The following is a 22,854-nucleotide window of genomic DNA, read 5'->3' as shown; positions in this document are numbered from 1 at the left end:
TAGGTGATAAGAATGGTAAACCGCAGTTTTCGATTCATCGGCGTACGCAAGCCCTTGCAGGCAGTGGCAACGGCACTGGGTATGTGCATGTTACTCGCCGTCCCTGCAGTGAACGCTCAAGAATATACGGTGAATTTGAAAGACACCGACATACAGGAGCTCATCAAGTTTGTTGCCGAAGTAACCGACACGACCATCATTGTCGACCCGCAAGTGAAGGGTAAGGTCAAAGTCGTGTCCAGTAAGCCCATCAAAACGACCGAGCTGTACAGCCTGTTTTTGTCGATTCTAGATGTTCACGGTTATACCGCCGTTCGGTCGGGCGACGTCATTCGTATTGTTCAAAATAAAGACGCGCGCTCGAGCCCAGTAGCAGTGACGGATCCATCGCAAAACGATTCGACACCGGCGGGCGAGTACGTCACCCAAGTCATTCGTTTGGAAAACATCAGTGCCGCTAAGTTGATCCCGGTATTGCGGCCCTTGGTACCGCAGCAAGCCCATATGGCCGCGTATACGCCCAGTAACGCAATCGTCATTTCAGACTTGGCTTCCAATATTTCCCGTATCAATGATTTGATCTCGCAGATGGATCAGTCGGCTATTCAGGAAACCGATATTCTGCCCTTGGAATACGCCGTTGCTGAAGACGTGGTCAAAATGCTTGAGCAGCTGAATAAGTCTGAGGCGGCGCAAGCCGGTGGTGAAGAAACTGTGTTGTTGGTCGCCGACACGCGCACCAATAGCGTGCTAGTGACGGGCGATGAACTACAAAGAGCGCGTATGCGCGCCTTGGTTGAGCACCTAGATACACCTCTGCAACGCGCGGGCAACGTTAAAGTCGTCTACCTGAAGTACGCCAAAGCCGCCGACGTGGCGCAAGTTCTGACGAAAGTCATGCAAAATATCGGACGACTCGACTCGTCTAAAAGCAAAACCAGTGGTGGGCACGATGCGACCATTGAAGCAGACGAAGGTACCAATTCCCTGATTATTACGGCCGACACCGACGAGATGGCGGCATTAGAATCCGTCATTTACCAGTTGGATATTCGTCGAGCGCAGGTGCTGGTGGAAGCCATCATCGTAGAAATGGAAGTCATTGATGGACAAAGCCTAGGCTTGCAGTGGTTGTTCGCTAACGATTCTGGGGTTTATGGTAGCAGCGTCTCTTCCGATGTCAGCACGGCGGGTGCGATTTCTTCAGCGGTGTTGGGCGGTAATGCCGATGCGGCAAACCCTGTGGGTGACTTCGATTTGGGGCAGCTCGCCGCGGCGCTGGCGGGCTCACCCGGCTTGACTCTTGGGTGGGGAGCTATTGATAACGATTTGTCGATGACCGTCATCCTGAACGCGCTGAAGAAGCAGTCAAATGCCAATATTTTGTCAACGCCGACCTTACTGACCCTCGATAATCAAGAAGCGTATATCACTGTGGGCCAGAATGTGCCTTTCGTGACGGGTGCGTATACCAACACTGGCAGTGGTGGTAGCGGGGTTCAGAATCCGTTTCAGACCATCGAGCGCGAGAACGTGGGTATTACTCTTACCGTGACGCCGCATATTAACGATGGTGACTCGGTGGTGCTCGATATCGAGCAAGAGGTCTCGAGCTTAACGGGCTTGTCGTCGATTGCCTCGGATTTGATCACCAACGAACGTAAGATCCAGACCAAAGTGCTAGCGGGTGATGGCAAAACCGTCGTGTTAGGGGGGTTAATTAAAGATAACGTGCAGGATGGATCACAGCGCGTGCCTGTCCTTGGCAGTATTCCTTTGCTTGGGCGTTTGTTTCGTAACGATGCGGTTGAAGTGACGAAAACGAATTTGCTGATCTTTATTCGCCCCACCATTATTCGTGATGATAGAGCCCTAGATAACGCGACTGCTGGCAAATACAAATTCATCCGAGAGCAGCAACTACAGCGCCGTGCCAAGGGCAGCAATCTGCTGGATGCTGAGCGTATGCCGGTGTTGCCCGAGTGGCAACGCGATATTCAGGCGCTTGATGCGATGCAGGAGCAGCAATGAGCGAAGCGCTGGCGACCTCTGACCAAGCGGGTATGAGCGGGCTGCGTGCGCCTGTGCGTTTGGCTTTTTCTTATGCTAAGCAGGCGGGTGTTGTGCTGCGTGCGGGTGATACGGGTTATGAGCTGCTAAGCGTCGGCAATCCAAAGCTCGAGACTCTGGCCGAGGTTCAACGCATTTTGGGGCAAGGGTTCAGCGTCGTCAAAGTCGACAGCGAGACCTTTCAGAGGGCCCTGACACTCGCTTACCAGCGCGATAACCAAGAAGCCGTGCAAATGGCCGAGGATTTGGGGGCAGATGTTGATCTATCCCGTTTAGCGGAAGCCATTCCTGAAACCGGCGATTTGATGGACGCCGAAGACGACGCGCCCATTATTCGTTTAATTAACGCCATCCTGTCGCAAGCGGTGCGCGATAAAGCCTCGGATATTCACATAGAAACGTTTGAGGACCGCTTGAGCGTTCGCTTTCGCGTGGATGGCATTTTGGCTGAGGTATTGTCGCCAAAGCGTTTGCTCGCGCCCTTGTTAGTGAGTCGTTTAAAGGTCATGGCAAAATTGGATATTGCCGAAAAGCGTATTCCTCAGGATGGCCGTATCTCAGTGCGAATTGCAGGCCACGCCATTGATATCAGGATGTCGACAATTCCATCGGCCCACGGCGAGCGCGTGGTGCTGCGATTATTAGACAAAGAAGCCGGGCAGCTGCAGTTACAGCAGCTATCGATGCCTCAGCAAGTCCTGTCCGGCTACACCGAGGCGCTAAAGCGTCCTTACGGTATTATTCTGGTCACGGGACCTACAGGCTCTGGTAAAACTACGACGCTATACGCGGGGCTTACCCACATTAATCAGACTTCGCGTAACATTATGACCATCGAAGATCCTGTGGAATATATGCTGCCCGGTATTGGCCAAACCCAAGTAAATTCCAAAGTGGATATGACGTTTGCTCGGGGGTTACGGGCCATTCTGCGACAAGACCCCGACGTGGTTATGGTTGGCGAAATCCGCGATTTAGAAACCGCGGAAATTGCCGTGCAAGCCTCACTCACAGGCCATTTGGTACTGTCGACTTTACACACCAACACCGCGATTGGCGCTATCACGCGGTTGCGCGATATGGGTATTGAAGCCTTTTTGCTGTCGTCGAGTCTCGTGGCGGTGATGGCCCAGCGTTTGATTCGCTTATTGTGTCAGCAGTGCAAAGAGGCGCGGCCATTGAGCGACGCTGAGCGTAAATTGCTGAGTCTGCCCGATGACGCCGAGGTTGATCATCTGTATCACCCCAAAGGCTGTAATGCGTGCAACGGGTCGGGTTATAAAGGCCGAACGGCCATTTACGAGTGGATTGACGTGGATCGCGCGCTGCAAACGCTCATCCATGACGGTGCCAGCGAGCAAGCGATGACCGACGCTGTTCGAGCAAAATCGCCCGCAATCTTAGACGATGGTCGGGCTCGAGTTTTAAGCGGTAGCACCTCGTTGGAAGAGGTGCTGCGCGTTACCAGCACCATGGGATAACCCATGCCAGCTTTTCGCTACAAAGCCTTAGACACCGACGGTAAGCTCGTAAAGGGATTGTTAGAGGGCGATTCTGATCGCCACGTGCGCGCCCTGTTGCGCGAGCGCTCGCTACGACCTGTGGCGATCGACGATGCGGGCAACGCGGCGCTGAACGATCGAAAATCACTGGCATTTCTATTTACCGCGACCAAAGTATCGACCGGCGATTTGGCTCTGATGACGCGCCAGTTAGCGACTTTAATTCAATCGAATATGCCTATTGACGAGAGTTTGCGCGCCGCGGCCGAACAGTCTCGTAAGCCCAAGCTCAAGGCGCTGTTATTACAGGTGCGCGCTCGAGTCGCCGAAGGTTACACTTTGGCATACGCCTTGGGCGAGTATCCCAAGGTCTTTGACGAAATGTATCGCGCGATGGTCACAGCCGGTGAACACGCAGGATTTTTGGCGCAAGTTCTGATGCAGTTAGCTGATTACACTGAGCAACGGCAATATACGCAGCAGAAATTGATGATGGCACTGATATACCCCTTTATTCTGCTGGGGGTTGCTGTGTCGGTGGTTGTCGCTTTGATGGTCTACGTTGTGCCAGAGCTAGTTGGCATCTTTGCGCACACTCAGACCGACTTGCCGCCCCTGACCGTGGGTCTTATTGCCGTCAGTGATTTTTTGCAGCACCGCGGTTTGTGGCTGTTGGTCGCTATTGTGGTCGTTATTTTTGCGTGGCGTTATTGGGTGGCGCAGCCTAGCAATAAACGGCGTTGGCATTGGGCGCTGTTAAAAATACCCTTCGTATCCCGAGTCGTGATCGCTATGGATACCGCCCGCTTTGCGTCCACATTGAGTATTCTGATGGTCAGTGGTGTACCGCTGTTAGAGGGCTTGCGAATTGCGGGTCAAGTACTCAGCAATTTGGTGCTTCGTCAGGACGCCAGTGCTGTGGCCCAAGCGGTCGAAGAAGGGGGAAGTCTGCATCGCGCCCTAGCGGTAAGCGGCCGCTTTCCGCCCATGATGGTGCACATGGTCGCCAGTGGCGAGGCGAGCGGCGAGTTAGAGCAAATGCTCGAGCGCTCGGCCACTAACCAAGAACGCGAGCTTGAAATGACGATGGGTACGGTCAGTGCCTTGTTTGAACCACTGATGGTCGTGTTCATGGGCGGCATGGTGTTAACAATTGTATTGGCGATTTTATTGCCAATTTTTGATTTGAATTCGATGGTGAGGTAGCGAATGAAACAGCAAGGGTTTTCTTTAATCGAGATCTTAGTCGTACTAGTCATTATGGGACTGCTAATCAGTGTCGTGGCGCCAACGGTATTAAATCGGGCAGACGAGGCAAGGGTGCAGAAGGTCTATGCGGATTTTAAAGCGATTGAAACAGCGCTTAAGATTTATCGGCTCGATAACTACGTCTATCCTTCCACAGAGCAGGGTTTAGAGGCTCTAGTCGCCCCTAGCTCGATCGCCCCTGAGCCCCGCAATTTTAAAAAGGGTGGTTACTTGCCCGAGTTGCCACTGGATCCATGGGGTCGACCTTACCTGTACTTGCAGCCTGGCGAAAATGGCGAAGTCGATATTTACTCGCTAGGCGCAGATGGTCTGTCAGGCGGTGAAGAGCAAAACGCCGACATCGGTAATTGGACCAAGCCGACCGCCTAATGCGAGTTGAGCGTCACCGAGGATTTTCGTTAATCGAAATACTGGTCGCAGTATTCGTGATTGTGATGGTTGCCTCGGTGGTTATGCTCAATGTCAGTTCGCCCACACGCGATCGTCTAGCGCAAGACGCCGCCCAGCAGTTCGCGCGAACCTTGAACTACGCCCTAGAAGAAGCGGAGTACGCCAACGCCGTGTATGGCTTATTTGCAGAGCGCGCAACATCGGACAGCCGCGACATCCTGTTTACTTATAAATATATCGAAGACAACCGCTGGGTCAGTGCGAATGATCAGGTGCTAAGCCAAGCCCTGCGGTTTGATGCTGAACTCGAGGTCGATTTAGAAGTAGAAGGTACCTTGGTAGATATCAAGGCGCGCCCCGTCGAGACCGAACAGTGGCAACCTGTGTTGCGTTTGCTGCCCAGTGGCGAAATGAGCGCGGGCCGTCTAATCGTAACCGATGACAATGACACCTCGCGATTTTGGCGCGTGGAGTGGACGATCTTCGGTGGTGCAACAGCGATACTGGAGCAGCGATGAGATCCTCAAAACGACAGCGCGGATTTACCTTGGTTGAGGTGATGGTCGCTTTGGCTGTGGTGGCGGTGGCCCTTCCGGCTCTGCTATTCGTTTATATGCAGCAAGTCGATAACACCGGGTATTTGCGCGACAAATGGCTGGCCTCGCAAGTGATTGAAAACAAGTGGGCCGAAGTTCACCTGCTTACACAAACCCGTGGCTTTACGCTTGATGGTAAACAAACCGGCGAAGTTACCTTTGCGAATCGTCAGTGGAGCTGGTTGTTAACAAAAGAAAAAACCCCAGTAGACTTCTTTTTTCGTTACGAACTCAAAATCTTTGCTGCCGAGGACGACGAGTTGCCCTTGTTAACGCACGTGTTTTTTCTGCGTGAAGAGGGCTCGCAATGAAGAGCGCGAGCAAACAGCAAGGTTTTACACTGATCGAGGTGCTGATTGCCATGGCCCTGACTGTGGTGGTCGCAAGCATTGCCTACAGCGGTTTATCGGCGGTGTTAGATAGCCTAGACCAAACTCGCCAGGCGATGAACAGAACAAGCGAGCTCAGCAAAGCGTTGCGCATGATCAGCCGCGATGTGAATCAAAGCGTTAATCGCTCAATTCGCGACGAGCTGGGTTTTACCGAGCCCGCTATGATCGGTGGTGACAGTTATCGGGGGATGTTGGGTTTGACCCGCTCAGGTTGGATGAGTATGGGGTCGACGCCGCGCAGCCACCTAGAACGCGTGTATTACTACGTAGACGATAACACCTTGTATCGCATGCGTTCGACCGTGCTCGACCGCAGCTATCGACTCGATCCGGATAACCCAACGGTGCCCGGCGATGGCGCCGTAGCGATGTTAGAGGGAGTGACCCGGTTCGAAGTCGTGTTTTTGTCGCCCGAGTTGATCTCGAGTCTGCCGTCGCGTCCGAGTGATGGCGCGCTTGATACCTCACGGTGGCTGCGAGATTGGGGCGTCGAGGGAACACCTAATCAGGATTTACCCGTGGCGCTAGAAATACGCCTGACAATTGATGGCCTCGGGGATATGGAGCGCGTGTATGTATTGCCGCAATCCTAGTCGTCAAAGCGGTGCCGCGCTGGTGGTTGCGCTACTCATCTTTGCTCTGTGCGCGGCGTTGTTGGTCAGCATTGAAAAAGAGGGTCAGCTGTTTTATCAGCGAATGGCTAACGGTTTTCAGGGTCAGCAGACCTATGCTTACTTGTTGGGAGCAGAGCAATTGGCCTTCAATTTACTGCAGCTCGATAACGAGCTGGACGCACAAACCGAGGTGCCGCGCGACACGCTCATGGAAGTTTGGGCCGAGCAGAGCCCGCCCTATCCTCTGGACGAAGGCGGCTATTTAGTGGGTCGGTTGGAGGATTTAGAGGGGCGTTTTAACTTGAATACCTTGGTTGGTAACACCGGGGCCACGGATTCTTCCGCTCTGACCTTAGATCAGCGCATTTTTGTACGCTTGCTACTGACGTTGGGTAATGAGGACGGCCCTTTGCTCGACCGTTTTCAAGCCGTGGCCATTGTCAACGCGATTGGTGATTGGCTCGATGGTGATAACAACCCTCGGTCCAATGGGGCTGAGGATTTGGTGTATCAGTCTAAGCAGCCACCTTATCGCGCAGCCAATCGGATGTGGGTTAGTCCCAGCGAGCTGATGGCCATTGAAGGGGTTACCTGGGAAATCTATCAGCAGTTGGCGCCTCTGGTGACGATTTGGCCCGATGACGGTGGTAAAATAAACATTCATACGGCGCCTGCGCAAGTGCTGCAGGCTTTGCCCGGTGGCGAGCAGCTTGAACCAAAATTGGCATCTGACGTGCAAATGTTGGTCGAGCAACGCGATCAGCTCGGGTTTGGCTCGGTGGATGAATTGTTGCAAGATCCGTTTTTTGCCGAGAATGACCGAGCTGCGCTGCAGCCTTTGTTGACCGAAAAAACGAATACATTTTTACTCATGGCCGAGGCCTCCGTTGCAGAACGGCCTCAGCAACTATACTCTGTGCTATCGCGCAAAAACGGGCAGTTTCGCGTGCTGACTCGGGTGCAAGGAACGAGTTTATGATAACCAACAAACGAGGTTGGGTGTGAAAGCCGTAATCAAATACGATGAATCGGGAGTTTTGGTGCTGCAGCGTCTGCAAGTACACGCGACGCCTGTGCCGCTTGCGACGCCGGATGGCATGGCACAACTTCATGCTCTTCTGCAAAACGATCGCAGTTCAGTTGTGTTTGCTTTTCCCAGTGAACAAGCGACCTTGTTGACCCATCAGGTCGAAAAGGCCGAACGCAAGCTGCTCTCGCAGTCTTTGCCCTACAGTTTAGAAGATCGGCTGGCAGAAGACATTGACGAGTTGCATTTTGCCCACCGATGGCTCAATGAGGGTGAAATCGCAGTCGCTGTTGTTCGCAAAGCGTTAATGGACGACTGGCAGCAAGAACCTGCGATGAGTCCTGTTGGACAATGGGTGCCCGACACTCTGCTGTTACCCGTATCTTCAAACCAATGGGTCGTAGTCGTCGAAGCCAGCCGCTGTCTTGTCAGGGTCTCTGACGAACGTGCGTTCGTGTGTCAGCCTGACTTGTTAAACGTATTTTTAAGCGCCAGTTTAGAGTCTGGCGCGCCGGACTCTATTGTGGTGTATAGCTCATCGGAATCTCAGCTTCCGGACTTAGATGCCACACTGAGAGACTTAATGCTGGTGCGTAAGGGTGGTTGGTTGGATGCTGTCATGATGAGCAGCGAAGTTCCAGCTTTGCTGAATTTACGTCAGGGCAGTTATGCCCCAATTTTACCATGGGCGAGTTGGTGGCAGCAGTGGCGCTGGGTCGCCGCGACTCTTTTGGGTGCAGCGCTCATTCAGGGAGTACTGTCATACTCGCAGTTCCAGCAGGCGCAAAGTGTAAATTTAGACATAAGGCGCGATATCGAAACACGCTACCGTGAAGTGTATCCTCAGGGTGCGATCGTGGATGCCGAAAAGCAGCTAGAACGACAGTTGCGATCGTTGCGGGGCGATGCGCAAAGCGCCGGATTTATGAGTTTATTGGAGCAGGCAGGCGCCGTTCTTAACGCGGTACCGGGTACACAACTCATCAATTTAAACTACACCGATCGCAACAGCCAGCTGGGCTTAACCTTAATGGCGTCAGATTTCGACGCTCTGGAAACGTTGCGCTCGAAACTCGCGAGTGCCGGTCTCAAGGTCGAATTGGAAAATTCTAGTGCCCAGGGTGACCAGGTACGTGCTCGACTGCGCGTGGGGGGGCAATAATGAAAGCATGGTTTTTAGCTCGAACACAAAGTGAACAGCTCAGTTTGGCTGTGCTTGGCGTCTTTGTGCTGTGTTACAGCCTGCTCATGGGCGTATTGGGTCCCCTCGCAGACGCCAGAGACGAGGCACTTCAGCAAAACGCGCGAGCACTGGAGGTTAAGCAACGAGTCAACGCGATGGTTGCCGAGATCAATGGCCTACGAGGTAAAGACAGCGCCGCAGGACCTAAAACCACCTTGATGAACTTGATTAACCAGGCGAGTCAGGCTGAAGGTTTGCCCATTGCTCGTTTGCAGCCCAGCAGTAATGGGGAGTTACAGGTCAGGTTCGAAGGCGTTGTGTTCAATGACGTTGCCCAATTTTTACACGCTCTAGAAATCGAGCAGGGTGTTATCGTGCGCGAAGTGAACTTATCGCAGTCCGATGTGGGAATGGTTGCCGCGACGATTCGTCTGGCACAGGGTGGCTAAATTGAAACTGCGCTATGCCTTGAGTCTAGTTCTGGTGGTGTTCGTGGGTAGTGTGCTCGTGAATACCCCCGCCAGCTTTCTGGTGAAACCGCTGGCTCAACAACATGTCTATCTAGAGGGCGTTCACGGGTCGATTTGGAGGGGCAAAGCCCAAAGTTTGTCGGCGCGTGCTAACGGCGAAATTATCAGTTGGGGGCAGGTCGAATGGCAGTTATCGCCGATGAGTTTGCTGTCGTTGTCGCCAACCGTCGCGTTTTCCACCGAGCTCGGCAGTCAATGGATGCAGGCCAAAGTGACCCTGGATTCCTTGGAATCGATACAATTAGAGAATGTTCGGGGCCGTATTCCTGCCGCCATTGTGCGCTTGTTTGCACCACTGGCAGTAGACGGTGCCTTTGAATTCAGCTTTCCGGATTTGCAGTGGTCGCAAAGCCGAGGTGTATTGGCCTTGACGGGATCTTTGCGCTGGATAGATGCGGTATGGCTAACACAGACCGATCGCGTTCGTTTGGGTTCTTACGAGTTGGCTCTGACTTCTGAGGGGCCAGATATCATCGGTTCCGTTACCACCCTCAAAGGTGCTGTCCAGGCAGCAGGCGAATTGCGAGCCAAAGATCAAAACTACACGGTTGATTTGTTGATTGAGCCTAGTGGTCCAGCCGAACAGCGTTTGCGTCAAAATCTATCGTTACTTGCGCAGCCCGAGGGTGAGGGATTGCGCATCAAATTATCAGGTCAGTATTGAACTGATCTTCACTTTTAAGGAGGCCATGTGGCAGTGCTTTCAGAGTTGCGTCACCAAATGCAGCGGCAGGGTTTAGATGCGTTAATCGTTCCGCGCGCCGATGAGTTTTTAGGGGAATATATCCCCGAATCAAATGAGCGTATGAGATTTGTGAGCAAATTCACGGGATCGGCGGGTTTAGTGATTGTGACGCTGACCAGTGCGGCTGTATTTGTGGATGGGCGCTACACCGTTCAGGTCAAACGTCAGGTCGATACGGCCGATTTTGAAATTGGTGATTTAAGTGATGCCCAAGCCATGGCGTGGGTTGAAGCGAATACAGACGTCAAGGGCAACATTGGTGTCGACGCTAAGACCGTATGTCAGACGCAATTTGAGCGCTGGCAAAGTTTGTTGGGTGGCCGTGAGCTGCTTGATACGCAACAAAATGTCATTGATGCTGTATGGGCAGACCGACCTGAGGTCGTTGCGCGGCAAGGTTTTAGTCTTGCGGAACGTTACACCGGTGAGTCTTCGCTATCAAAACGCACTCGCCTAGGCCAAACACTGCAATCGATGGGATTGGATGGCTTTTGGGTATTCTTACCCGAGTCTGTTTCTTGGCTGTTAAACGTGCGCGGGAGTGATATTCCCCAATTGCCAATTTTGCAAAGCCACGCGCTGTTAAAAGCAGACGGGAGTGTTCAATGGTTTATCGAATCCTCACGACTTCCAGCCGATTGGCAAGCCCATGTGGGTACCGGTGTAACGGCGCATAATCCGAGTGAATTAGAGAGCGTCTTAGCGTCTTGTTCAGGTCAAAACGTAGGCGCAGATCCGCTGAATACCAACGCGGCTTCTTGGCAGACGATGTTGGCTCAAGGTGTGAATGTGATCGCCAAGGCTTGCCCGATTATGGCCGCTAAGGCTGCTAAGAACGCGGTCGAAGTCGAAGGTACTCGACAGGCGCACAAACGTGATGCGGCGGCGAAAGCGGCCTTTTTAGCCTGGATTGACGAGAGCGTGGCTGCGGGTACATTCCCAGATGAAGCAGAATTAGCCGATAAGCTTCACGAGTTTCGCTGTCAAAATCCTGAGTTCTTAGAGCCATCCTTCAGCACCATTTCGGCCGCTGGTCCCAACGGCGCTCTGTGTCATTACAATCATCGCAATGGGCTGCCCGGACCTCTGGTGAACAACTCGCTCTACCTAGTCGATAGTGGTGGACAGTATTTAGACGGCACAACCGATGTGACTCGAACGGTCGCGATTGGACAACCGACGCCCGAAATGCGACGCAACTTCACGTTGGTGCTGAAGGGGCACATTGCCCTGGCGCGCATCCGCTTCCCAAAAGGTACCTCGGGGATGCAGCTCGACAGTTTGGCGCGTCAGTTCTTATGGCAACACGAGCTGGATTTTGAGCACGGTACGGGGCATGGTGTAGGGAGTTATCTGAGCGTTCATGAAGGTCCCCAGCGTATCGCTAAGTTAGGTAGTCCAACGCCTTTGGAAGAAGGCATGATTGTCTCCAACGAGCCTGGCTACTATGAAGAGGACCAATACGGTATCCGCTGTGAAAATCTGCAGGTTGTCGTTCCCGGCGAACGCGACGGCTTTTACGCATTTGAGACGCTGACTTTGCTGCCGTTCGATTGTCGCCTAATGGTAGTGGACATGTTGACCGCCGATGAAATAAGCTGGATAAATCAATATCATGCGCGTGTATGTAACGAGATAAGCCCCTTGGTGGATTCTGCTACGCGCGACTGGCTGCAGCGAGCAACGGCCCCTTTGCCGCTTTGAACTGCGAAGTGCATCGCTGGTAACCTACGACAATAACAACACAGGAGTACGCTATGGCAACTGCAGGATTACAAGATCACTGGTCATCTCGATGGACTTTTTTGATGGCGTCGATCGGGTTTGCTGTTGGCTTGGGCAATATCTGGCGTTTTCCCTACGTTACGGGCGAGAACGGCGGTGCTGCGTTTGTGCTTGTCTATTTGGCTTGTATCGTCGTCATCGGTATTCCCTGCATGATGGCAGAGATTATGCTGGGGCGCCGCGGTGCTAGTAGCCCTACGGCCGCGGTTGCGAATGTGGCGCAAGAAAGCGGTAAAAGCACCGCGTGGCGTTTCGTCGGCGGCATGGGGCTATGGGCCGCATTTACTATCGAAATCGTGTACGCCGGTATCGTGGGTTGGGTATTGTGGTATCTCTACAAAGCTGTGTTGACAGGCTTTGTGGGTTATGACGGCGCAGTTGCCGCGACCGAATTTAGTGGCATGCTGGCGAATACCGAAGGCATGTTGTTGTTCACCTTGGCGGGCTTGTTAATTACTGGCGCTATTATTTACGCTGGGGTCAAAGACGGTATTGAGCGTGCGGTCAGCGTCATGATGCCATCGCTGTTCTTGCTCTTAATAGGTTTGGCGATTTACAACGTGTTCGCAGGCGGATTTTCAGAAGCTGTTACTTGGTTGTTCACGCCTGATTTTTCAAAGATTGGTCCCGATGTGTTCCTGATAGCGGTAGGGCAAGCATTTTTCAGCATTGGGGTCTCGATGGGCGGGATGATGGTTTATGGCGCTTATTTGCCCAAGTCAGTGTCGATTAGCAGAAGCGCGGCTATTATCATCTTTGCGGACACGCTCGTGGCGTTAGTAGCGGGCTTGGTGATTTTTCCAGCTGTATTTAACAACGGGCTGGATCCTGCCGCTGGACCCGGGTTGATTTTCCAGACTTTGCCGGTCGCCTTTGCGCAAATGCCGGGTGGACATCTCTTTGCTGTTTTGTTCTTCGTCATGTTGTCAGTGGCTGGTATTACGTCGATGGTGGGGTTGGTCGAGAGTTTAATTGCCCACATGGAAGATCGGCATGCGATGGCGCGCCACAGAGCGACATTAGTGGTCATGGGGGCGGTTGCCGCGTTGAGCGTGTTGAGCCTGCTGTCTTACAACGTGCTTGACCATGTGCGGGTTGCAGGGCTCAACTTCAACGACGCGATGGATTTGCTGTCGAATCAAATACTTCTGCCCTTGGGTGGCTTATTCATTGCGGTATTCGCAGGCTGGATCATGCGCGGCGAGTTTAGCAAAGAGGAGTTTGCGATCAGCGAGGGCTTATACTCAGTGTGGCGTTTTACAACACGCTTCGTCGTGCCCCCCGCTCTGGCTGTGATTTTTTACTTTGGTATAGCGGGGTAGCGCCATGATCTCTGTCGTAAATGATTGGTTATGGAATTACGTACTGATCGCCGTTCTATTGACCATGGGGGTGTTTTTTACGGTAAGCACTCGCGCGGTACAGTTCCGATACTTTGGCCGTATGTTCGGTGTGTTGCGCAACGCGTTCCATCATGAGGAGGGTCATTTAAGCTCATTCCAAGCCCTGGTCGTTTCAGTTGCTGGCCGTGTGGGCTCAGGCAATATCGCCGGCGTTGCTGTCGCCATTACTTTGGGTGGCCCAGGCGCTATTTTTTGGATGTGGCTTATTGGGTTAATGGGTATGGCCACCAGTGTGGTGGAATGCTCGTTAGCACAGTTATTTAAACGTGCCGAACCAAACGGTGATTACCGAGGGGGGCCAGCATTTTATATCAAGCACGGTTTGAATAAGCCCAAGCTTGCGGCTGTCTATTCGGTACTCTTGCTGATTACCTTTGGTTTGGCGTTTCCAGCCTTGCAGTCCTTTGTGGTGGCAAGTTCACTTGAATCGTCGTTTGGATTTAGCACACTGACCAGCGGCTTAGTGTTAACTGTATGTGTTGCGTTTGTCATCTTCGGGGGCATTCATCGTATTGCGAAAGTGAGCGAGGTCATCGTCCCCTTGATGGCGGTGGGTTATTTTGCACTCGCCGTCTACATTCTGCTCATGCACGCCGCGGAGTTGCCGGGCATTGTTGCCATGATCGTAAAAAGTGCCTTGGGGCTAGATTCGGCCATTGGTGGTGGTATTGGTGCGGCGATTTTGCAGGGTGTACGTCGGGGCTTGTTCTCGAATGAAGCGGGTTTGGGAAGTGCGCCCAACGTGGCGGCGGTTGCCTATGTAAAGCATCCCGTGAATCAAGGTATCGTCCAAGCCTTTAGCGTCTTCATTGACACTCTGCTGTTGTGCACTGCAACGGCGGCTATGATTTTATTGTCAGACGCTTATACACCGGGCGCCGAAGGCGTCGAGGGCGTGGCGCTGACTCAGCGAGCCGTCGCCGAACAGGTGGGTGCGTGGGGCGAGACCTACGTGAGTGTTGCGCTTATCTTGTTTGCCTTTAGTTCGATCGTATACAACTATTACTTAGGCGAGAATAGCTTGGACTACTTCAGCGAAGAGAACCAAAAGCTCTTTAATGCCTTTCGGCTGGCGATTTTAGGTTTAGTGTTTTGGGGCTCCATGCAAGATTTGGGAACCATCTTCAGCTTCGCCGATTTGACGATGGGGTTGTTGGCGGTGGTGAATTTACTGGGTTTGGCATTGCTTGCGCCGGTCGCGCGTCGCCTCCTGCGAGATTATGATCAGAAGGTTGCGAGCGGTCAGGAAGCGATATTCGACGCCGACGAGTGGCAAGACCTAGATATTGACCCACAAGCCTGGGCCGATGTTAAAGCACCGGCGAAAACAGACGCGCCAAAGCCATAGCCGGCCTGAACCAAAAGGGGCGGTGGCTCAAGTGTTGCGCTGACACTTCTGAGGCCGATGCAAAGTCGGCCTGTAGCATCTTTTGAACTTCAAGAGCAAATTCTTCGTCGTTGATGAGCGCCGTAATTTCAAAGGCCAGTTTAAAACTGCGGTTGTCGAAATTAGCCGTGCCGATTGCGCACAAATCGTTGTCGACCAGAGTCACTTTTTGGTGCATAAACCCGGGGCCATAGCGGAACACTTTGACGCCCGCGGGGAGCAATTCTTTGGTGTAGGACCAATTCGCCATTGCGACCATGGGGCCGTCGGGATTGTCGGGGATCATGACCCGCACGTCTACACCGCGCAATACCGCTAGCTGTAGCGCAGAAATAATGCTGTGGTCTGGTATGAAGTACGGGCTGGTTATCCACAGGCGTTGCTTGGCTTCGCTGATAAGCTGATGATACATCAGGCCAGCCTCTTCAAATTCACTGGAGGGGTCGGATGGGAAAATCAACACCTGTTTACCGTGGCGACTCTCGCTCGGTTTGGTAAAACTCAGCTGCAGTTGTTCGCCCTTGGCCCAACGCCAGTCGGCCGCGAAGGTGAGCTCCATGGCCAGCACCGCGGGTCCCTGAATTTGTAGGTGAGTGTCTCGCCACGGACCGATCTTCGGGTCTTGCCCCAAATATTCTCGGCCTACATTGTGGCCCCCCAAGAGCGCAAGTCTTGAGTCGATACAGGCCAGTTTACGGTGATTGCGAAAGTTTAGCTGGAAGCGATTGCGACGCCCGCGTGTTGTATTGAAGGGGACGATGTTCACACCGTGGCTGAGCGCTCTGCTCAAGAGCGATGACCGAGCAAAGGTTCGGCTTCCGATCTCATCGTAAATAACGTGCACCGACAGGCCTTGCTGAGCTTTGACAATCAGCGCATTCATTAACTCAGCGCCAATGTGATCATCACGAATAATGTAGTACACCAAATAAATGTGTTGTTGGGCGCCGTGAATGGCATTCAGTAACGCCGTGTGGGTTGCCTCGCCGTTGACTAAGAGGCGCACGTCATTGCCAACGGTGACTGCGGTGCGAGCAAGAGGTAATAGGGTTCGGAAAGTATTGCACAAGTCATCGGTATCGACGCTGTTGGGCCAGATGGCATCAGACGTCGCTTGTTGGGTAGTTTTTAATGCCTCTTCGACCGCTTTGCGTTGCTCTACGTAGCCATCGAATTTGGTGCGGCCAAAAATCCAGTAAACAGGCACGGCAATGTAGGGGAAGGTGAGCAGCACAATAACCCAAGCGACTGCGCCTTGAGCAGTGCGGGTTTTCATCACCGCTTCAATGGCCGAGACAACGCCCAGCAGGGTAAATACCGTTACCGTGAGTGCGAGGACTTGGGCCAGAATTGAAAACTCCATAGCGGCAAGAATAGCAGATAAATAGGATTTTGGACGGTATGGAATTCAATATAGATCAACATGTTGTCTTGCCTCTTCTGCTAAAATTACGGTGTATTGGTACCGGAACCGAACACTATGATCGAACGGATAATCGCGGTGGCTCTGCAGAAAGGCGTGGCACCCTTTTTGTTTATTGCAGGGCTGATACTGGGTGTCGTTGCCTTGGCTTTTATGCCCCGGGAGGAAGAGCCACAGATTGTGGTGCCGATGATCGATGTTTACATCGAGTCCCCCGGTCTGTCCGCAACCGAGGTCGAACGCCAGGTCGTTGTGCCGGTTGAGAAATTGTTATCGCAAATACCCGGCATCGAGCACGTATACTCGCAGAGTCACCCCAATCGCGCCTTGGTGACGCTCGCTTTCTACGTCGGGCAGGATCGTGAAGATAGCTTGCTGAATACCTACAACAAACTCTACGCGAATCAGGATCAAGTGCCGCCCGTCGTCACGGCGTGGCAAGTTCGGCCTGTAGAAGTAGACGATGTGCCCATCGTGGTATACGCGCTAACAAGTACTCAACCTGAAATGATGGGTGATTTTGAACTGCGCCGCCTCGCTGATGAAGTTGCGAGCGTCCTCCAGGGTGTACAAGAGACCAGCGAGGTTAAGGTCGTTGGTGGTCGAGAGCGAGTGGTGCAAATACTCTTTGATCCGCTACGAATGGCCGCGCGGCAAACCACTGTTTTGGATGTGGTAAACGCTATTTCTCTATCGAATGCAATCGTCAGTGCAGGCTCCTTGTCGTATGGCAATCAAGCCATCGCGCTAGAAAGCGGTGACGTGTTGCGCTCCTTAGATGCGCTGAAGTCTTTAGTGGTAAATGTCGTGGGCGGTGATTTAGTCACACTCGATGATGTGGCTACGGTCAAGGATGGCCCGCCCTCGAAGACCTCCATTACTTGGTACGAGAGTGCTGTGAGTCTACAGGGCGATGTGCAGCCCATGGTAGCCATCAGTATCGCCAAGCAACGTGGTACGAATGCGGTCAAAGTTGCAGAGCAGTTGCACAGCACCATGGCTGAATTGCAGCGCGAACTGATCCCCGCGCAGGTGGAGGTTCATACCCTACGTGATTATGGTGTTACCGCTAACGAGAAAGTGACTAATTTAGGCAGCAGTTTAATCTTTGCCGTCCTTACCGTCGTGGCTTTCATTGGCCTGTTTTTGGGGTGGCGCGCGGCGGTCATCGTGGCCTTGGCTGTACCTGTTTGCTACGGTATGACCTTGGCCTTGGACTTGGTGTTCGATTACACCATAAACCGAGTCACCCTGTTTGCGTTGATTTTGGCCCTAGGTTTGCTCGTTGACGATCCGATTACAGGGGTCGATAACATCACTCGGAAACTGCAGGATGGGCGAGGCAGTGTCAGTGACCGAATTGTTGCCGCGATTGGTGAAATTAAAATCCCGCTGCTGATGTCGACGGTAACCATTGTCCTCGCGTTTCTACCGCTGGCGTTTATCACCGGTATGATGGGGCCTTATATGGCACCCATGGCCTTCAACGTACCGCTTGCCGTCGTGGCCAGCACGCTTACCGCGTTTTTTGTGACGCCATGGCTTGCTAAAGTGTTTTTGGGCAATGCGGCGCTTTCGGAAACCGACGAGGATTGGCGGTCGGTTGATCATAACTCATTTTATGCTCGGAACATGTTGGCCCTGTTACGCTCAACGTCACGTCGCCGCGCTGTGTTGTGGTTGCTATTGATGAGTTTCATTGTTGCGATCTTGCTGCCGGTGTTTCGTCTGGTGCCGCTCAAACTTTTGCCCTTTGACAACAAGAACGAACTTCAGATTGTTATTGATATGCCCGAGGGTACAGCGCTTGAGGCAACCGCCGCTGTCGCATCCGAAGCCAGCCGTATTGCCTTATCACTGCCTGAGGTGAATGCGGCAGCGGTATTTGTGGGTGAGCCCAGTCCACACGATTTTAATGGTCTTGTCCGGAAGCACTATTTACGTCAAGGGTCTCACTTGGGCGATGTGCGTTTGACCTTATTAGATAAAAGTGCGCGAGTGCACCAATCGCATGCTGTCGTTTTGCGCTTGCGTGAGGCACTCGAGGGCCTGATTGATGCACACCCCGAGGCAGTAATCAGTGTGGTTGAAGTACCTCCAGGGCCACCCGTTATGGCGACTTTAGTTGCAGAGGTCTACGGGCGTACCCTGACCCCTTATGCCGAGCAGCAGCGCGCAGCAGAGCTCTTGGCAGAGCGATTTCGAGCCGAGCCCTATGTGACGCAAGTGGATACCAGCGTAGGCAGCGCTGCGCCTCGATTGCGATTTGTGACCGATAAGGCTAAAGCGGCAATGTCGGGTATCCCCACCTCTGACATTAATTCGACCGTGAGCATAGCCCACGCGGGGCAAGTGGTTGGCTTTATGGCGGCCGAACGTGAGGCACAACCTCTGCCCTTACGGTTACGTTTGCCGATTGCAGAGCGCAGTCGTGTTGAGGACCTATCGACGCTCTTGCTCAAGGGGCGCTTGGGTGCTGTCAGCGAACAACGTAGCGCGGGTCTGCAGGCTGCGCCTCAAAATTTGGTCGCATTAGGTGAGTTAGGACGGTTCGAGAGTGTGCCTCTCGAAACACCGATTTATCGCAAAGACTTGCGCCCGGTGGTGTATGTTACGGCAGAGATTTCAGGTCGAACTCCAGCTGAGGTGATTGCCGATATCACCGCCGATAAAACGGATGGCACTGTCGAGCTCTCGAATTGGCAGGACCGCACATTTTTGGCGTCGGGCGGAACTCAAGCTTGGCAGGTCCCCGACTCGGTGGAGATACACTGGATTGGTGAAGGGGAATGGAAGATCACCGTCGATGTGTTTCGCGACATGGGGTTGGCTTTCGCGTTTGCCTTGGTGGCTATTTATTTCGTGTTGCGTTTGCAGACGGGTTCGATCGCGCTGACGTTGCTGATTATGTCCTCTATCCCGCTGACTATGATAGGTATCATGCCAGGGTTTTGGCTGCTGAATCAGTTCGGTGAGCGCTGGATTGCAGGTGCACCAGAGCCGGTGTTGTTCACAGCCACCGCCATGATTGGCATGATCGCGCTGGCAGGTATCGTGGTGAGAAATTCTCTGATTTTGGTCGATTTTATTCATCAAGCGCGAGCGCAAGGTGCCTCGGTATTGGATGCGGTACTCAGTGCTGGTGCTGTGCGTATGCGCCCAGTGTTGCTTACCGCGGGAACGACGCTGTTGGGTAATCTTGTCATTACGCTTGATCCAGTATTCAGCGGGTTAGCAATCGCCATTATTTTTGGAATTGTAGCGTCGACCATTCTGACGTTGGTAGTGGTGCCGGTGGTGTACTGTATGTTGTATGGTCCGGCAATTGATGACAGTCCTCGGGAGATACGTCATGAGCAGTAATCAGCGACTTATAGCGGGCAGCATTGGCCTATTTGTCTTTTTGGGCTTGGTCATTGTTTTTATGGCGGGCGGGTTCAGTGAGCGGGTGCAACCCGGGCTATTGGTAGAGCCCGCAAAGGTGGGCGGTCAGGGCTTTGCTGTGCGCAGTATCGAGCGCCAGGCTTTCGAGCGGGTCCCGGGATCAGTGGAAGCACGTGAAACGACCTTGGTGTCATCGCGCATTATGTCGACCGTGGAATCTGTGGCCGTACGTGCCGGGGATACCGTTCAAGCTGGTGATCTATTGGTGAGTTTGGATAAACGCGACCTCAAGGCGCGCCTCGAGTCGGTGGTGGCGAGTCGTGCCGCACTCGATGCACGTTTAGAGGAAGCTAAGCGAACGCTAGGTCGAGCCGAAGAGTTGTTGTCTCGGGGTTTGTTATCGCAAGCTGATTACGACAAAGCTGCGGCAGCGGATGCGGCTTTGGTCGCAGAGCGTTTAGCTCTTACCGAAAATATCCGAGAAGTCGAAACCGCCATAAGTTTTACCCAAGTGAAGGCGCCCATTTCTGGACGTGTTGTTGACCGCTTTGCAGAGCCTGGTGATTTGGCAAGCCCTGGTTCGCGTTTGGTATCCTTGTACAACCCCGCGAGCTTAGAAGTCTCCTTGAAGGTGCGTGAAGACCTGGCGATGGGCTTACAGCTGGGTGACGCGGTAAGGGTTGTTGTGCCCTCAGCTGATCGATCATTCGACGCTGAGGTGAGTGAAATTGTACCAGCGGCCGATCGTGTTTCTCGCAGCTTCGATATCACTCTGCAAGTGCTAGAAGGGCAGGGATTGTTACCGGGTTTATTCGCAGAGGCGCAGATACCCGCGGGTAGCGAAATCTGGCGATCGATTCCAAAAAGTTTGGTACAACACCTCGGGCAACTGAATCTGGTTTGGGTGGAAACCGACGCTGGTCCGGTTAAGCGTTTTATCCGCTTGGGACGCGAAGACGGGGCCGATGTTGAAGTTACAGCTGGGCTGAGCGACGGCGAGATCGTGATCGCGCCTTAGAGGTCTAGCGAGATTGCTCTAACGTAACTTCGTATTCGCGCTCTTCCTTGCCGAGGAGCGTTGTTACAGTAACGGTATCTCCTGCTTGATAGCGCTCTAGCTGGGTGTAGTACTCATCGTTATTGCGAACGCGCTCACCATTGATGTGAGTGATGATATCGCCCAGAGCGATGTCTCCGCGATAATTGCGGTAGGCGCCACGCATGCCGGCTTGGTCTGCAGGCAGCCCGGGAAACAATCGTACGATGGGCACTCCGGGAATATTGTAGCGTCTGATCCAGTTGTCGCTGGCAAGCTCGACGCCTAACACCGGGCGCAGCACGCGTCCGTAACTAATCAGCTGCGGCACGACCTCTGCGACGGTATTGACCGGAATCGCAAAACCAATGCCCGCGCTCGCCCCGCTCGGGCTGTAAATGGCTGTATTGACACCAATCAGTTGCCCCATGGAGTTCAGTAAAGGACCGCCCGAGTTGCCTGGATTGATTGCTGCATCCGTTTGAATGACGCCGCGAATGGTGCGGTTGCTCGGCGCTTTGATTTCTCGGCCTAAAGCACTCACGATGCCTGTTGTGAGCGTGGTGTCTAGACCAAAAGGATTGCCGATGGCCAACACTTTACGACCGACCTGAAGCTCGCTTGAATCTCCTAGTGGCAGCGTTTGTAAGTCATCGGGTGCGCCTTCAATTCGGAGCACCGCGAGGTCTTTTTCCGGTGCTACGCCAATAACTTCGGCGTCGTATTCGCTGCGATCTTGCAGTGTTACGGTCAACTTTTGTGCGCCGGCAATCACGTGGTAGTTCGTCACGATCAGGCCCTGGCTATTCCAAACGAAGCCCGTTCCCGAGCCGCGCGGAATCTCTTCCACGTTTAACGAGAATAAGCCACGGCGTAGGCCTTTGTTGGTGACAAAGACCACGGCGGGACTGGCTTTGCTAAAAATCTCAGTGGTATTGGCTTCGTCGTCGGTGGCGAAGCTTAAGTAGTCGGGAACGTCCTTGTCTCGTGTTTCGGCGAGCGCGCTGGGGGCGATAGAGGTAGTGTCACCGAGGCCACAGGCACCCAGTAAAGTGATCAAAAACAGCGTGATAGATCGAAGTACTTGGGTCATTGTGGCCTCCACTGGTCAGTGTTTACCCTCGTCTCAGGGCTTCGATGCGCGCAGTCAGAGGCGGGTGCGATGCCAACATCTGAGCAATGCCTAACTTATTGATATCGCGAATACCGAAAGCCGTTAGCTCGCCCGGTAAGTCATTGGGTAGGTTTTGCTCGCGCTGCAGACGCTCCAAAGCACTGATCATAGCGCCTCGTCCAGCGAGTGCAGCTCCGGCGGCGTCGGCACGATATTCGCGCAAACGTGAGAACCACGCTACGATCATACTGGCGAGAATGCCCAGAATGATTTCCGCAATAAATGTTGCTACGAAATAACCGATACCGTAACCGCGCTCAGTTTTGAATATGACGCGATCCACCGTATGGCCAATAATACGCGCAAAGAACATCACGAAGGTGTTTACCACGCCCTGTATTAGGCTAAGTGTCACCATGTCGCCGTTGGCGACGTGGCCGATTTCGTGCGCGAGTACCGCTTTCACTTCGTCGGGTGAAAAACGGTTCAACATACCAGAACTCACGGCAACTAAGGCATCATTGCGGTTCCAGCCGGTGGCGAAGGCGTTAGCAGCCTGCGAGGGAAACACGCCAACCTCAGGCGTTTTGATGCCGGCTTCACGAGAGAGCTCGGCCACAGTATCGAGTAACCAGCGGCTTTGACGGTCTGTGGGCTGTGTAATGAGTTGAGTGCGCGTCGACTTTTTCGCCATCCACTTGCTCAGGAACAGCGACACAAACGCGCCGCCAAAACCGAAGAGTGCGCAAAAGACGAGCAGCGCCTGCAAGTTTAGATCAACACCATTGGCTGCCAAGATACTTTCGAACCCTAGCAAATTAAATACGATACTGACCAAAATTAGTACGGCTAAATTGGTCGCCAAAAACAACAAGATACGCATGTGAATTACCTCTGAAATACCCATAGCATAGCTATATACCCCTTTGATCATGGGGGCAGATCACATTAAATCAAGGTTGGGCGAATTTAAGACAGTCGAAAGCGACGAAAGGTTCCAAAGG

Annotated in this window: 19 protein-coding genes; 16 read left to right on the top strand and 3 right to left on the bottom strand. The window is 53.2% G+C overall.

Annotated features, from left to right (window positions below; translation table 11 throughout):
• Positions 1-12: 12 nt before the first annotated feature.
• Genes gspD through EYZ66_RS10475 form a run of 14 tightly spaced genes read left to right on the top strand, consistent with a single transcriptional unit; the run spans position 13 to position 14,854 of the window.
• Complete coding sequence (gspD, locus tag EYZ66_RS10540) at positions 13-2,031, top strand: type II secretion system secretin GspD (RefSeq protein WP_009575559.1); 2,019 nt, start codon at positions 13-15, stop codon at positions 2,029-2,031.
• Positions 2,028-3,551 carry a type II secretion system ATPase GspE gene (gene gspE, locus EYZ66_RS10535; protein WP_009575558.1) on the top strand — a complete coding sequence of 508 codons (1,524 nt, stop codon included), beginning with the start codon at positions 2,028-2,030 and terminating at the stop codon, positions 3,549-3,551. Before gspD ends, gspE begins: the two co-directional genes overlap by 4 nt.
• A gap of 3 nt (positions 3,552-3,554) precedes the next feature.
• Entirely contained in the window at positions 3,555-4,778 is a 1,224-nt protein-coding gene (gene gspF, locus EYZ66_RS10530; RefSeq protein ID WP_009575557.1) for a type II secretion system inner membrane protein GspF, read from the top strand.
• Positions 4,779-4,781: 3 nt separating this feature from the next.
• Entirely contained in the window at positions 4,782-5,210 is a 429-nt protein-coding gene (gene gspG / locus EYZ66_RS10525; RefSeq protein WP_009575556.1) for a type II secretion system major pseudopilin GspG, read from the top strand.
• On the top strand, positions 5,210-5,749 hold the full coding sequence (locus tag EYZ66_RS10520; RefSeq protein WP_009575555.1) for a prepilin-type N-terminal cleavage/methylation domain-containing protein: 540 nt from the start codon (positions 5,210-5,212) through the stop codon (positions 5,747-5,749). The genes gspG and EYZ66_RS10520 overlap by 1 nt, the downstream gene beginning before the upstream one ends.
• Positions 5,746-6,138 carry a type II secretion system minor pseudopilin GspI gene (gspI, locus tag EYZ66_RS10515; RefSeq protein ID WP_009575554.1) on the top strand — a complete coding sequence of 131 codons (393 nt, stop codon included), beginning with the start codon at positions 5,746-5,748 and terminating at the stop codon, positions 6,136-6,138. The genes EYZ66_RS10520 and gspI overlap by 4 nt, the downstream gene beginning before the upstream one ends.
• A complete protein-coding gene (gene gspJ, locus EYZ66_RS10510) occupies positions 6,135-6,812 on the top strand; it encodes a type II secretion system minor pseudopilin GspJ (protein WP_009575553.1) in 678 nt (225 codons plus the stop codon). The genes gspI and gspJ overlap by 4 nt, the downstream gene beginning before the upstream one ends.
• Entirely contained in the window at positions 6,793-7,812 is a 1,020-nt protein-coding gene (gene gspK, locus EYZ66_RS10505; protein WP_009575552.1) for a type II secretion system minor pseudopilin GspK, read from the top strand. The genes gspJ and gspK overlap by 20 nt, the downstream gene beginning before the upstream one ends.
• A 22-nt stretch (positions 7,813-7,834) precedes the next feature.
• Positions 7,835-9,022, top strand: a complete 1,188-nt coding sequence (gspL, locus tag EYZ66_RS10500; RefSeq protein WP_009575551.1) for a type II secretion system protein GspL — start codon at positions 7,835-7,837, stop codon at positions 9,020-9,022.
• Entirely contained in the window at positions 9,022-9,492 is a 471-nt protein-coding gene (gspM, locus tag EYZ66_RS10495; protein WP_009575550.1) for a type II secretion system protein GspM, read from the top strand. The genes gspL and gspM overlap by 1 nt, the downstream gene beginning before the upstream one ends.
• Position 9,493: 1 nt before the next feature.
• On the top strand, positions 9,494-10,237 hold the full coding sequence (gene gspN, locus EYZ66_RS10490; RefSeq protein WP_009575549.1) for a type II secretion system protein N: 744 nt from the start codon (positions 9,494-9,496) through the stop codon (positions 10,235-10,237).
• Between the two features lie 27 nt (positions 10,238-10,264).
• Positions 10,265-12,022: an aminopeptidase P family protein gene (locus EYZ66_RS10485; RefSeq protein WP_009575548.1), complete on the top strand. Its 1,758-nt coding sequence runs from the start codon at positions 10,265-10,267 to the stop codon at positions 12,020-12,022.
• Between the two features lie 53 nt (positions 12,023-12,075).
• Positions 12,076-13,425, top strand: coding sequence for a sodium-dependent transporter (locus EYZ66_RS10480; protein WP_160195668.1), 1,350 nt, complete (start codon positions 12,076-12,078; stop codon positions 13,423-13,425).
• 4 nt (positions 13,426-13,429) lie between these two features.
• Positions 13,430-14,854: an alanine/glycine:cation symporter family protein gene (locus tag EYZ66_RS10475; RefSeq protein WP_009575013.1), complete on the top strand. Its 1,425-nt coding sequence runs from the start codon at positions 13,430-13,432 to the stop codon at positions 14,852-14,854.
• Here EYZ66_RS10475 and cls read toward each other — a convergent pair.
• Complete coding sequence (gene cls, locus EYZ66_RS10470) at positions 14,817-16,256, bottom strand: cardiolipin synthase (protein WP_009575012.1); 1,440 nt, start codon at positions 16,254-16,256, stop codon at positions 14,817-14,819. The two genes, EYZ66_RS10475 and cls, sit on opposite strands and share 38 nt — an antisense overlap.
• A gap of 117 nt (positions 16,257-16,373) precedes the next feature.
• On the opposite strand from cls, the gene EYZ66_RS10465 reads away from it, so the two are divergent.
• Both EYZ66_RS10465 and EYZ66_RS10460 read left to right on the top strand, forming a co-directional pair.
• Positions 16,374-19,679, top strand: coding sequence for an efflux RND transporter permease subunit (locus EYZ66_RS10465; protein ID WP_009575011.1), 3,306 nt, complete (start codon positions 16,374-16,376; stop codon positions 19,677-19,679).
• The gene (locus EYZ66_RS10460; protein ID WP_009575010.1) at positions 19,669-20,718 is read left to right on the top strand and encodes an efflux RND transporter periplasmic adaptor subunit; all 1,050 of its coding nucleotides are present in this window, start codon (positions 19,669-19,671) and stop codon (positions 20,716-20,718) included. The genes EYZ66_RS10465 and EYZ66_RS10460 overlap by 11 nt, the downstream gene beginning before the upstream one ends.
• A gap of 4 nt (positions 20,719-20,722) precedes the next feature.
• Here EYZ66_RS10460 and EYZ66_RS10455 read toward each other — a convergent pair whose 3' ends face one another.
• Together EYZ66_RS10455 and htpX are read right to left on the bottom strand one after the other, a co-directional pair.
• Positions 20,723-21,829 (bottom strand): S1C family serine protease, encoded by a 1,107-nt coding sequence (locus EYZ66_RS10455; protein WP_009575009.1) that lies wholly within the window; start codon positions 21,827-21,829, stop codon positions 20,723-20,725.
• Positions 21,830-21,851: 22 nt separating this feature from the next.
• Entirely contained in the window at positions 21,852-22,733 is an 882-nt protein-coding gene (htpX, locus tag EYZ66_RS10450) for a protease HtpX (protein ID WP_160195667.1), read from the bottom strand.
• Positions 22,734-22,854 lie beyond the last annotated feature (121 nt).

This window comes from Aequoribacter fuscus, assembly GCF_009910365.1.
In the GTDB taxonomy this organism is placed as follows: domain Bacteria; phylum Pseudomonadota; class Gammaproteobacteria; order Pseudomonadales; family Halieaceae; genus Aequoribacter; species Aequoribacter fuscus.
Note: the sequence above shows the minus strand (reverse complement) of the source record. Positions and strands in the feature narration are given on the sequence as shown.

Bases quoted from the DNA above. Each gene is read 5' to 3' on its own strand.
- EYZ66_RS10480 (WP_160195668.1), top strand. From the start codon at position 12,076: ATGGCAACTGCAGGATTACAAGATCACTGGTCATCTCGATGGACTTTT.
- gspE (WP_009575558.1), top strand. From the start codon at position 2,028: ATGAGCGAAGCGCTGGCGACCTCTGACCAAGCGGGTATGAGCGGGCTG.
- gspF (WP_009575557.1), top strand. From the start codon at position 3,555: ATGCCAGCTTTTCGCTACAAAGCCTTAGACACCGACGGTAAGCTCGTA.
- gspD (WP_009575559.1), top strand. From the start codon at position 13: ATGGTAAACCGCAGTTTTCGATTCATCGGCGTACGCAAGCCCTTGCAG.
- gspI (WP_009575554.1), top strand. From the start codon at position 5,746: ATGAGATCCTCAAAACGACAGCGCGGATTTACCTTGGTTGAGGTGATG.
- gspG (WP_009575556.1), top strand. From the start codon at position 4,782: ATGAAACAGCAAGGGTTTTCTTTAATCGAGATCTTAGTCGTACTAGTC.
- EYZ66_RS10520 (WP_009575555.1), top strand. From the start codon at position 5,210: ATGCGAGTTGAGCGTCACCGAGGATTTTCGTTAATCGAAATACTGGTC.
- cls (WP_009575012.1), bottom strand. From the start codon at position 16,256: ATGGAGTTTTCAATTCTGGCCCAAGTCCTCGCACTCACGGTAACGGTA.
- gspJ (WP_009575553.1), top strand. From the start codon at position 6,135: ATGAAGAGCGCGAGCAAACAGCAAGGTTTTACACTGATCGAGGTGCTG.
- EYZ66_RS10475 (WP_009575013.1), top strand. From the start codon at position 13,430: ATGATCTCTGTCGTAAATGATTGGTTATGGAATTACGTACTGATCGCC.
- EYZ66_RS10465 (WP_009575011.1), top strand. From the start codon at position 16,374: ATGATCGAACGGATAATCGCGGTGGCTCTGCAGAAAGGCGTGGCACCC.
- EYZ66_RS10455 (WP_009575009.1), bottom strand. From the start codon at position 21,829: ATGACCCAAGTACTTCGATCTATCACGCTGTTTTTGATCACTTTACTG.
- EYZ66_RS10460 (WP_009575010.1), top strand. From the start codon at position 19,669: ATGAGCAGTAATCAGCGACTTATAGCGGGCAGCATTGGCCTATTTGTC.
- htpX (WP_160195667.1), bottom strand. From the start codon at position 22,733: ATGCGTATCTTGTTGTTTTTGGCGACCAATTTAGCCGTACTAATTTTG.
- gspK (WP_009575552.1), top strand. From the start codon at position 6,793: ATGTATTGCCGCAATCCTAGTCGTCAAAGCGGTGCCGCGCTGGTGGTT.
- gspM (WP_009575550.1), top strand. From the start codon at position 9,022: ATGAAAGCATGGTTTTTAGCTCGAACACAAAGTGAACAGCTCAGTTTG.